6 protein-coding genes and 2 CRISPR repeat arrays are annotated in these 11,633 nt (G+C 51.9%); all 6 genes read right to left on the bottom strand.

Annotation, left to right across the window (positions count from 1 at the left end; translation table 11 throughout):
* Positions 1–127 precede the first annotated feature (127 nt).
* Positions 128–5,512: direct repeats of the CRISPR family, unit length 32 nt; unit sequence CCAGCCGCCTTCGGGCGGCTGTGTGTTGAAAC.
* 138 nt (positions 5,513–5,650) lie between these two features.
* A CRISPR array of direct repeats spans positions 5,651–7,078; the repeat unit is 32 nt; unit sequence CCAGCCGCCTTCGGGCGGCTGTGTGTTGAAAC.
* Positions 7,079–7,285: 207 nt separating this feature from the next.
* The 6 genes from ubiE to yhbY all read right to left on the bottom strand — a co-directional run bounded on the left by ubiE (position 7,286) and on the right by yhbY (position 11,622).
* On the bottom strand, positions 7,286–8,023 hold the full coding sequence (gene ubiE, locus AAG834_RS10435; RefSeq protein WP_003760056.1) for a bifunctional demethylmenaquinone methyltransferase/2-methoxy-6-polyprenyl-1,4-benzoquinol methylase UbiE: 738 nt from the start codon (positions 8,021–8,023) through the stop codon (positions 7,286–7,288).
* A 95-nt stretch (positions 8,024–8,118) separates the two neighbouring features.
* Complete coding sequence (locus AAG834_RS10430) at positions 8,119–8,361, bottom strand: hypothetical protein (RefSeq protein ID WP_342032083.1); 243 nt, start codon at positions 8,359–8,361, stop codon at positions 8,119–8,121.
* A gap of 104 nt (positions 8,362–8,465) precedes the next feature.
* Positions 8,466–8,897 (bottom strand): DUF971 domain-containing protein, encoded by a 432-nt coding sequence (locus tag AAG834_RS10425; RefSeq protein WP_342032082.1) that lies wholly within the window; start codon positions 8,895–8,897, stop codon positions 8,466–8,468.
* 385 nt (positions 8,898–9,282) lie between these two features.
* A complete protein-coding gene (locus tag AAG834_RS10420; protein WP_070513981.1) occupies positions 9,283–10,572 on the bottom strand; it encodes a CAP domain-containing protein in 1,290 nt (429 codons plus the stop codon).
* Between the two features lie 296 nt (positions 10,573–10,868).
* A complete protein-coding gene (locus AAG834_RS10415; protein ID WP_070513979.1) occupies positions 10,869–11,135 on the bottom strand; it encodes a pyrrolo-quinoline quinone in 267 nt (88 codons plus the stop codon).
* Between the two features lie 202 nt (positions 11,136–11,337).
* A complete protein-coding gene (gene yhbY / locus AAG834_RS10410; protein WP_003760073.1) occupies positions 11,338–11,622 on the bottom strand; it encodes a ribosome assembly RNA-binding protein YhbY in 285 nt (94 codons plus the stop codon).
* Positions 11,623–11,633: the final 11 nt, after the last annotated feature.

Genomic DNA, 11,633 nt, shown 5'->3' with positions numbered 1-11,633 from the left:
TTATTCGGCAATATATTGAGCAGCAAAATACGCCTGACTGAAATTGAACGTTTTTAGGACTGCTTCGCAGTCCTCGCCTGATATCTCCGCCGTAAACGGCGAAGTTTTACGGCGCATTCGGATAAAACCAGCCGCCTTCGGGCGGCTGTGTGTTGAAACTGTGTGGTCGGTTGTTGGGCAGACAGCCTGTCCCCAGCCGCCTTCGGGCGGCTGTGTGTTGAAACGTCTCAATACAACAAAAGCATCGCTATAAGTAAACCAGCCGCCTTCGGGCGGCTGTGTGTTGAAACACTTATATGGAAACAGTACCGCCGGTAAAACCACCAGCCGCCTTCGGGCGGCTGTGTGTTGAAACCGGTGCATGAATTTTCAGGTAATCTTCCAACGCTCCAGCCGCCTTCGGGCGGCTGTGTGTTGAAACAATCATACCAGTTTCTTTATTTCTGATAGTTATGTCCAGCCGCCTTCGGGCGGCTGTGTGTTGAAACTTGCAATGCTACCTGAACAAGTGCCTGATTCATCCCAGCCGCCTTCGGGCGGCTGTGTGTTGAAACATCATCAATGAAGACTGGATAGTGGCTGCGTCTACCAGCCGCCTTCGGGCGGCTGTGTGTTGAAACCGTATAGATTGCCTGACAATATTTTCTCCAAATCCAGCCGCCTTCGGGCGGCTGTGTGTTGAAACACCGTACCCGACTTGGAAGTCACCATCGATGTTGACCAGCCGCCTTCGGGCGGCTGTGTGTTGAAACAGCATTTATTTTGCAGATTTTTCATAACTATCTAACCAGCCGCCTTCGGGCGGCTGTGTGTTGAAACATATAAGACATGTGCCATCGGTGTTTCTTGCCCGCCAGCCGCCTTCGGGCGGCTGTGTGTTGAAACTAAAGATGCCCGTTTAATTGCATCCGAAATCAAAGCCAGCCGCCTTCGGGCGGCTGTGTGTTGAAACATTCGGAAACTGCAAAGTAACACACTCCTGATGCGCCAGCCGCCTTCGGGCGGCTGTGTGTTGAAACTCCGCCGGCACCGCCACCCGCCGACTGCCCCGAACCAGCCGCCTTCGGGCGGCTGTGTGTTGAAACTGTTTGGTCAGTCGCGCAGTATCCAGCATTTTGCCAGCCGCCTTCGGGCGGCTGTGTGTTGAAACCTTTCGTGTGCGAAGCCGCTGAAAAACTCCGATACCAGCCGCCTTCGGGCGGCTGTGTGTTGAAACGATGTAAACGTTTGCAACATATTGAGTACGTGCTTCCAGCCGCCTTCGGGCGGCTGTGTGTTGAAACATGATTGATTATTTTGGTCAAAAGCTGAAAGAAACCAGCCGCCTTCGGGCGGCTGTGTGTTGAAACAACTCTGCTGGCTTTGACATTCCTTATATTGTCAACCAGCCGCCTTCGGGCGGCTGTGTGTTGAAACATAGGGTCGCATCGCATGACTTCGGCGATGTCAAGCCCAGCCGCCTTCGGGCGGCTGTGTGTTGAAACTAGTAATTGATTTAAATTGAATGATGTTTTTTTACCAGCCGCCTTCGGGCGGCTGTGTGTTGAAACTTGGGCTTGGTGTGACGCTAGTTTCCTATGAAGGCCAGCCGCCTTCGGGCGGCTGTGTGTTGAAACAACAATGTGTCGGTCCATGACATTTCCGAATCGCCAGCCGCCTTCGGGCGGCTGTGTGTTGAAACATATGTTCCCAATCAACATTAACATAACCAGTCCCAGCCGCCTTCGGGCGGCTGTGTGTTGAAACTTCGCCCTTGGCGCGGGCGTCGGGGTTGATTTTGCCAGCCGCCTTCGGGCGGCTGTGTGTTGAAACATTTGAAATGAATTCGTTGAACATGTGATAACCAACCAGCCGCCTTCGGGCGGCTGTGTGTTGAAACTTCGATACCCTTGTTTGCCGCCGCTTCGCCGTCCCAGCCGCCTTCGGGCGGCTGTGTGTTGAAACGCCTATCTGCCGTACAAACAGCGGATCGGACAAACCAGCCGCCTTCGGGCGGCTGTGTGTTGAAACCATTTAGAATCAAGAGGATACCCTTGGACCAAACCCCAGCCGCCTTCGGGCGGCTGTGTGTTGAAACCCGTCTTACCGCCGTCGGATGACGCGAATCCCGAACCAGCCGCCTTCGGGCGGCTGTGTGTTGAAACCGTACCGACAGTGGAGAGCCGTATGACGCTGATCCAGCCGCCTTCGGGCGGCTGTGTGTTGAAACCTTATCATACTCAGCCTTTTTCGCCGGATTAAGCCAGCCGCCTTCGGGCGGCTGTGTGTTGAAACTCTATATAAACGCCTTTTAAACGATCTTTAGAAGCCAGCCGCCTTCGGGCGGCTGTGTGTTGAAACGCCTTTGCCAAAATCGGCTCGCCGCGGCGCGAATCCCAGCCGCCTTCGGGCGGCTGTGTGTTGAAACTCAAAAAACCAGGTACGGGACATCTCGTTATCCGGCCAGCCGCCTTCGGGCGGCTGTGTGTTGAAACGAAACGACGTCGGAAAAACGGGCAAGTCCGCTCATCCAGCCGCCTTCGGGCGGCTGTGTGTTGAAACACTACACCGGACAGGAGTGCGTTGACGGGCGAACCAGCCGCCTTCGGGCGGCTGTGTGTTGAAACATTGAAACAGACTCGTCACGCAAACGCGGCGACCCCAGCCGCCTTCGGGCGGCTGTGTGTTGAAACCAGTTGTCCCCCTTATCTAACAGGGGGGGAGCACCAGCCGCCTTCGGGCGGCTGTGTGTTGAAACCGTCTATCAGGCGGGGATGTTGGGTTATCAGGATCCAGCCGCCTTCGGGCGGCTGTGTGTTGAAACGCCTTTGGTGTGGACGTGGTAGGCGATGACGGCGCCAGCCGCCTTCGGGCGGCTGTGTGTTGAAACAAAGGTTTGCAGCCATGTTTCAAGCTGCTGTATACCCAGCCGCCTTCGGGCGGCTGTGTGTTGAAACATAGCCCATTGCACGCTGATACAGTCGGTCAGCCCAGCCGCCTTCGGGCGGCTGTGTGTTGAAACCCCGTTTTGACGCAGCTTGCGGCGCTGTTTGCGGCCCAGCCGCCTTCGGGCGGCTGTGTGTTGAAACGACCGCAAAGGCAAACCGAGCCGCCGACGATTTGGCCAGCCGCCTTCGGGCGGCTGTGTGTTGAAACATCGTCATCCAAATCGCAACCCCATCCAGCATCCCAGCCGCCTTCGGGCGGCTGTGTGTTGAAACAATCTCATAGCCGCCGTATTGGTAATAGTCAACACCAGCCGCCTTCGGGCGGCTGTGTGTTGAAACCAGCTACCAATCGGCGAAGTGGAAAAACTCGGCGCCAGCCGCCTTCGGGCGGCTGTGTGTTGAAACGGAGAAAGAACAATGCCGCGCCGCCTGAAAACACCAGCCGCCTTCGGGCGGCTGTGTGTTGAAACACGGAGGACTTGCCAAAGCTGACGCAGATTTTTACCAGCCGCCTTCGGGCGGCTGTGTGTTGAAACTTTTGCCCCTGTTTGGATATTCTGGGCTTTCCTTCCAGCCGCCTTCGGGCGGCTGTGTGTTGAAACCAATTAGGAGGAATGTTCCATAGTAGAACACGACCAGCCGCCTTCGGGCGGCTGTGTGTTGAAACGTGAGCACCGCACCCGCAGACTTCAAGCCAATGCCCAGCCGCCTTCGGGCGGCTGTGTGTTGAAACTATCCGTACTTAGCTGCACATTGGACTTACGCTAACCCAGCCGCCTTCGGGCGGCTGTGTGTTGAAACTTTGGATTTTGGGGTTGCTGTGATTCTCAAAACCCAGCCGCCTTCGGGCGGCTGTGTGTTGAAACAATCTCCGAACATCACAAAATTTTCGGTCACGCACCAGCCGCCTTCGGGCGGCTGTGTGTTGAAACACGATGGTGTATAACTATGTTCCTTAACAATCTGGCCAGCCGCCTTCGGGCGGCTGTGTGTTGAAACAAGAGTGCGCTCCAGTACGTCCTAATAAGTCCGCTGCCAGCCGCCTTCGGGCGGCTGTGTGTTGAAACTGTTGTCATGGCTTAATTTGTAAGGTACTTTTCCCAGCCGCCTTCGGGCGGCTGTGTGTTGAAACAAGCTGTTTTAACGAGAAAAACGGATATTCCATAGCCAGCCGCCTTCGGGCGGCTGTGTGTTGAAACAAAAATTTGGTTTCCCACTAAGTAACTTTTCAGGGCCCAGCCGCCTTCGGGCGGCTGTGTGTTGAAACAAATGGTGGCTGAAGAAAGCGCGTAAGGATATACCCAGCCGCCTTCGGGCGGCTGTGTGTTGAAACCTCGCCCTGATCTGAAACCAAATTCTACGCTCGCACCAGCCGCCTTCGGGCGGCTGTGTGTTGAAACTATAATCAACTGAAAGAATTAATATTTTTGCAGCCCAGCCGCCTTCGGGCGGCTGTGTGTTGAAACGCATACGGGACAGGATGTCTTTGATGTCTTGCCCAGCCGCCTTCGGGCGGCTGTGTGTTGAAACGTTATACTGCCATGTAGAGCCGTTAAAAACGGGGCCAGCCGCCTTCGGGCGGCTGTGTGTTGAAACATTCAAAGCAGCCTGACCGCTCAAAACGATATTCCCAGCCGCCTTCGGGCGGCTGTGTGTTGAAACGAGTTTGATCCTGTGAAAGCATTGCAATTACAACCCAGCCGCCTTCGGGCGGCTGTGTGTTGAAACTTACGATCGTAATGCACCATCACATCGCCTTTTTCCAGCCGCCTTCGGGCGGCTGTGTGTTGAAACCAATTCAAGTTTTCCTCTAACCCCACCTGTAGCATCCAGCCGCCTTCGGGCGGCTGTGTGTTGAAACAGTTGAGCCTGTCTCTAAGCCTGCCGCAACTGAGACCAGCCGCCTTCGGGCGGCTGTGTGTTGAAACGCTCCCGTTTGACGCTGAAATTGATATTGAAGTTCCAGCCGCCTTCGGGCGGCTGTGTGTTGAAACAAATGCCCGCCGATTTAATAGGTTTGCTCGGTCCCAGCCGCCTTCGGGCGGCTGTGTGTTGAAACTCCAGATACTGTTTGCTCCCAATGGTATGCCTATCCAGCCGCCTTCGGGCGGCTATGTGTTGAAACAAATCCGACATCCTACTGCTCAAACAAAAAGGTTCCAGCCGCCTTCGGGCGGCTGTGTGTTGAAACAGCTCCTCCGACATGGGTACAATATGCTGAAAGCCAGCCGCCTTCGGGCGGCTGTGTGTTGAAACCACATCCTTAAGCAGATAGGCGATGTCGTCGTAACCAGCCGCCTTCGGGCGGCTGTGTGTTGAAACGGTCTCGCATACGCGCGGAGTCGCGCCGATGGCGCCAGCCGCCTTCGGGCGGCTGTGTGTTGAAACCTCTTTTGTTTTAATCATGAGCCACATCCCGTTCCCAGCCGCCTTCGGGCGGCTGTGTGTTGAAACCAAGACGGTGGAGGCATCGAGATTTTAGATGCTGCCAGCCGCCTTCGGGCGGCTGTGTGTTGAAACCGAACATCACAAAAATTTCGGTCTCACGTATGCCCAGCCGCCTTCGGGCGGCTGTGTGTTGAAACCGGCTAGAGTTTGAATTTGTTATTATAGTGGATTAAATTTAAATCAGGACAAGGCGACGAAGCCGCAGACAGTACAAATAGTACGGCAAGGCGAGGCAACGCCGTACTGGTTTAAATTTAATCCACTATATGTTTTTTACCAGCCGCCTTCGGGCGGCTGTGTGTTGAAACCTCTTCATAGTCCTTATTATTGCTTTTACAATTTCCAGCCGCCTTCGGGCGGCTGTGTGTTGAAACCAAAGAGAACAATCAACTACATCTTCAGACAAATCCAGCCGCCTTCGGGCGGCTGTGTGTTGAAACTAATCAAACACGCCCAAGAGGCGGCAAAGAAAGCCCCAGCCGCCTTCGGGCGGCTGTGTGTTGAAACAAAGAATCTTTGGAAGAAAAGATACATTGTACCGCTCCAGCCGCCTTCGGGCGGCTGTGTGTTGAAACTGTGTCTCAGCGGAGGCGCGACTGCCCATTCGGTCCAGCCGCCTTCGGGCGGCTGTGTGTTGAAACCGCAGTATCGCCAATAACCAACAGAGAATAATGACCAGCCGCCTTCGGGCGGCTGTGTGTTGAAACATGTCTTCCCCTAGTTTTCGTAAACTCGTTTTTCCAGCCGCCTTCGGGCGGCTGTGTGTTGAAACTAATCAAACACGCCCAAGAGGCGGCAAAGAAAGCCCCAGCCGCCTTCGGGCGGCTGTGTGTTGAAACCGGGCTTGCAGGTGTACATATTCCGCCGCGTTTCCCAGCCGCCTTCGGGCGGCTGTGTGTTGAAACCACGGCGTGCCGATTGAGTATTGCCCAGAGTGGGCCAGCCGCCTTCGGTCGGCTGTGTGTTGAAACGGTTCAGACGGAGAAACCCGCGTCCCGTGCCGGTCCAGCCGCCTTCGGGCGGCTGTGTGTTGAAACTTTCTAACCCTGCCGGGTACGTCCCGCAGGGGGTGCCAGCCGCCTTCGGGCGGCTGTGTGTTGAAACAAACAGGCTTGATACTGGCGCGTCATGGTCTTTCCCAGCCGCCTTCGGGCGGCTGTGTGTTGAAACCAGCTCTTTAGAAAACAGGCATAGACCATAAAAGCCAGCCGCCTTCGGGCGGCTGTGTGTTGAAACATTTCAGAGGTGTCTTCTTGCACCATATGAGCCGTCCAGCCGCCTTCGGGCGGCTGTGTGTTGAAACCATGACTATCAGAAAAAGTGTAGCCGCCGTGTGCCCAGCCGCCTTCGGGCGGCTGTGTGTTGAAACCAGGTCGGCGGTTTTGGTGCGCACGTTTTCCAGCTCCAGCCGCCTTCGGGCGGCTGTGTGTTGAAACAAGGAAAAATCGGTTGTCGGTTTCGCGCCTGAATTCCAGCCGCCTTCGGGCGGCTGTGTGTTGAAACCAGCCAAAAGAGACTGAGGAGATTTTGGTTATGAACCAGCCGCCTTCGGGCGGCTGTGTGTTGAAACTGCTTCGGTCGCTGTCTTGGCTTTGTTGATGTAGCCAGCCGCCTTCAGGCGGCTGTGTGTTGAAACAAAGACTGGCTGAAAGAATTGGGTTGTCCTGACGCCCAGCCGCCTTCAGGCGGCTGTGTGTTGAAACTAAAATATGACGCCTAACCATAGGCATATCGGGGCCAGCCGCCTTCAGGCGGCTATATATCAGTACAACTCAGAGATTTCTTACAACAAAGGTCGTCTGAAAACCTTATCAATCGGTTTTCAGACGACCTTTTTCAGCCATCAACATAAGCCCGATACTTTGGAATAGGCTATGGGCATCAGACAGATAGGTCAGCCGATTCGGGCATCAGAATTTCACACCTTTATGCAAGGCTACGATGCCTGCACTCATATTATGGTAATCAACGCTGTCGAAACCGGCATCCAGCATCATTTGTTTCAATGTTTCCTGGTCGGGGTGCATGCGGATGGATTCTGCCAGATATTGATAGCTGTCTGCGTCTTTGGCAATAAGTTTGCCCATGACCGGCAGCAGTTTGAAGGAATACAAATCGTATGCGCCTTCCAGTGGCTTGTAGACTTTGGAAAATTCCAATACCAAGAGCGTTCCGCCCGGTTTGAGCACGCGGTACATTTCTTTGAGCGCGGCATCTTTGTGGGTCATGTTGCGCAAACCGAAAGCAACGGAAACCAGATTGAAGTAGTTGTCGGGAAACGGCAATTTTTCGGCATCGGCCAGCGATACGGGCAGAATCAAACCTTCATTCAGCAGTCTGTCTCTGCCCACTGTCAGCATGGATGAGTTGATATCAGTCAGCCATACTTCGCCCTCTTTCCCCACACGCTTAGCCCAGCCGCGCGACAGGTCGCCGGTACCGCCGGCGATATCCAGCACTTTATCGCCCTTTTTCAGACGGGCGGTATTGATGGTGAAATGTTTCCAAACGCGGTGCAGGCCGGCAGACATGACATCGTTCATGATGTCGTAGTTTTTGGCTACGGAATGGAACACTTCGGCCACTTTACCTGCCTTTTCTTCTTCGTTTACGGTAGTGAAACCGAAATGGGTTTTGTGGTCGCTCATAGAGGTGCTTTCCTAAAATAATCTGAAATCAATATGGTTCAAACGGTATTTCGATTTTCAGACGACCTTGCTCTAGGGGTCGTCTGAAAGTTTAATCATTGAGAGGCAAACCTGTCTTTCAATTTGTTCATGGCTATGCCGAATGCTGAAATTTCATCTCTGAAGGTGATGGTGTTTTTATCATCATTCACGATATGCTTTTTGCGGACCGGCTTAGCGTAGTCTATCAAATGGATGGCTAAATAATCTTTTTTATTCAGGTAACAACGCAACTTGCCCCCCGTGTAGTGGCATTGTACCCTCAAGACCGTATCTTTCCAGTCGATTTTGTTTGACATCCGACAGGCTGATATATTTTTTCAAGCGAGGAACAGAGCCTGCTTTGCCGACATCCTGCTGTCCGTCACAATGCCGCTTCAAAAAGAACAAACACACTCAGTAATCAATGATGTCCGCCACAACCGCCGCTGCCGCAGGAATGCTTTTTACCGGCAACAAGGTCGGCGGCACTCGGTATTCTGGAGGCTCCGGCTTCTTTTAACCTGCGGAGATAATCCTGCCAAAGCGCATCATAACCGTAAGCCAATTTGTAAAGATAAGCCCAGTCATACAAACCGCTATTGTGGCCGTCTGAAAAAGTAATTTTGAGCGCATACTGACCGACAGGGTCCAAATCAGAAATCGTGACTTCCGCTTTACCTGTCTGCAAGACATCTTGTCCCGCACCATGTCCGCGCACTTCGGCACTGGGAGAATAAACGCGGAGAAATTCGGCAGGAAGGGTTTTACGTTCGCCGCGATAAACCAAAACCAAAGCCGATCGGTCATGTTGCAAACGGATTTCTTCAGGAATGTTGTTATCAACTTGGTTCATGTCATACCCCCATTTTCTTTCGCAGCACCGCTACCCAGATTGAAAAAACGCCGCCTAAAAACGCAAACAGCAAGATTAAAATGAGCGCAAAACGGGTCAGCTCAATCCGCATCGACATATCCAAGCCCAAATCAAACATTGCCAAAACCACATATATCAGGAAAGAAAGCATCATCAGTCCGATACAGATAAAGGCATAACGCGTATGGGCGGCAATTTTCGGATGACGGATCATTGTTTGAGAAACAAGAAATAAATTTCCACTATTCTAACAGTTTTACGGTTCACCCAAATAATAAAGTATCTTATCCTACCCTGCTTTGTCTTGTTGCGTATAAAGAAGGTCGTCTGAAAACCTGTTTCGGTTTCAGACGACCTTGATTGCCTATTGCCAGATATAAAGTAAGACCGCCTTATCGTTTTCTTCTTTCGGCGTTAACCGGACATCATCGCCTTTGTCTCCGGTAACCCGTACCACCATACCGCCGATCTGACGCTCCATGACTTCGAGTTTCGCTTTGCCGCGTTGGCGGTAAACATACTCCTCACATTCCCGCTGACACCAAAAATCCTTCCAATGAATGAAATATTTCTTACCCGATTCAACCGCCAATTTCTCGCCACCTTTAACAATAAAGTAAGGATAATCAGGCTTTTTCGTTCGGAAAGTCCATTCGGCTTTTTCAGATTTGCCATTGCGCTCATACTCGAATACGGCACGATACGCGGTATCGTATTCCAAAGGCGACAGAGGAAATAAGGCAAATTGATGATCGGAAAACGTTTGATTCGGATCGTTGCTTGCCGTCAGCACCTTAACCTTCTCTATCTCGGATTTGCCCTGATAAAGCTTGAACGACCGCATTTTGATTTTTCCGGCAGATTCCGAAAAAGCGATGCTGACTGGGTTGCCGGTAAATTCGTGTCCCGGCATGGGATCGGGGTGTTCGCCATGGAAATCCGGCATGGCAAAATCACCTTGCGGATAAACGACATATAAGAACTCGCGTTGCGCCTTGACTTCGTCCGCATAAACAATGGCGTTGTTGTTGCAGGCATTTTGATAATAACGCCGCCCCGGTTCAGGATAAACCCTGCCCAAACCGCAATAAAAATTAAACTGATGATTTCCCTGATTGATGGCGACCGATATGCGCCCATCACGATGCTCAAATGCCGCACCGGCTTCATCAATGCCCTGTTCCAACAGAGAGAAGCGGTGATAAATAGCGGTCATCAAACCGTCAATTTGCTGCTGAACCGGCAAATTGGTATCCATATCTTCAGGATACGGATAAAAACCGGTGGTGATATTTTCATGTACGCCATCATAAAGATAACCGACCTTGCGGGCGCGTTCATTCGGGCGGTAACCGGTAAAAAACGGATTGCTGCGATGACGTTCGTCATGACCGTCTTCAGGGTTCTGCAACAAATAACGCGCATGATTGCGGGCGGACTTTTCTAAAACCGACGAATGCGCCAAAGTCGGCAGCCCCGCGCCTGCACGCAAAAAATTCAGGTAAGCCAATCCGCCGAATGAAGACACGGAAGACCTGTCATGCGGCGACTCAGCATGAATCAGCTCGTCCTGAGAAATTCTATGGTTTTGCTGATAATAAAAAAAACCGAAAGCCGCAGCCAACAGCGCAAGCCAGAAAATGAGATTTTTCATATTGTTATAAATAGATAGTGGATTAAATTTAAATCAGGACAAGGCGACGAAGCCGCAGACAGTACAGATAGTACGGAACCGATTCACTTGGTGCTTCAGCACCTTAGAGAATCGTTCTCTTTGAGCTAAGGCGAGGCAACGCCGTACTGGTTTAAAGTTAATCCACTATAAGTAAGAAGACGGCTAAAGATATGCCCATTTCATTGCCAATCCCGAATCATACAGGATAAAGGTCGTCTGAAAAACCAAAACCCCGACTACAAACCATGTAATCGGGGTCGACATTAAAAAAAGACTTAGTATTGGTATTGATTCTGCTCAGGATATTGGTTCTGCGCCGGGTAGGGATATTGATTCTGTCCGGACATTTGAGGCTGTACTTGTTGGCGGTTGTCGATTCTGCTGCCGGTACGTTCCAATGCCTGACCTGCCTTACCGATACCGTGACCAATACCGCTGACAGAACGCCCGATAATGCGTGAACCGTCTTCCCGAACGCCGTTCCAAGTATTGTGACAGCCTGCCAAAGTCAATAAAACCAGTGCAACAGATAATACTTTCATGATGTGCTCCTATCGTTAGTATAGCCAATCGCAGCTTTAAAACTGCGGGTATGTTCCCATTGACAGTAATCAATCTCAGAGAGTTTATCGATTTTCCTGATTTTACGAGCGCATAACAAAAACAATTGGTAAGAGTCATAAATAGTTTTAGACGACCTTTTGTACATCTGTCCTTAAGATGTCTGAATATGCTCTTGAAGAATCAAACCTCCAAGTTTTTACGCCACAACACCAACAGTTTGCCGATATGCTGAACCAGTTGCGCATCGACGGCTTCGCACAATGCATTGCAAATTTCAACGCGCTCGGCGCGGTCATCGCCGAATACACGGACTTTGATTAACTCATGCGCCGTCAGGGCGGCATCGGTTTCTTTGATAACGGACTCGGTCAAACCTTGCTGTCCCACCATTACAACAGGATGAAGGTGATGGGCGCGGGCTTTCAATTCCAAAATTTCTTTAGTGCTTAATTTATTGTCAGTCATGTTCTAGTGCT

The sequence above is a fragment of the Neisseria sp. Marseille-Q2251 genome (assembly GCF_940793045.1).
Lineage (GTDB): Bacteria > Pseudomonadota > Gammaproteobacteria > Burkholderiales > Neisseriaceae > Neisseria.
Note: the sequence above shows the minus strand (reverse complement) of the source record. Positions and strands in the feature narration are given on the sequence as shown.

Bases quoted from the DNA above. Each gene is read 5' to 3' on its own strand.
- yhbY (WP_003760073.1), bottom strand. From the start codon at position 11,622: ATGACTGACAATAAATTAAGCACTAAAGAAATTTTGGAATTGAAAGCC.
- AAG834_RS10415 (WP_070513979.1), bottom strand. From the start codon at position 11,135: ATGAAAGTATTATCTGTTGCACTGGTTTTATTGACTTTGGCAGGCTGT.
- AAG834_RS10420 (WP_070513981.1), bottom strand. From the start codon at position 10,572: ATGAAAAATCTCATTTTCTGGCTTGCGCTGTTGGCTGCGGCTTTCGGT.
- AAG834_RS10430 (WP_342032083.1), bottom strand. From the start codon at position 8,361: ATGTCAAACAAAATCGACTGGAAAGATACGGTCTTGAGGGTACAATGC.
- ubiE (WP_003760056.1), bottom strand. From the start codon at position 8,023: ATGAGCGACCACAAAACCCATTTCGGTTTCACTACCGTAAACGAAGAA.
- AAG834_RS10425 (WP_342032082.1), bottom strand. From the start codon at position 8,897: ATGAACCAAGTTGATAACAACATTCCTGAAGAAATCCGTTTGCAACAT.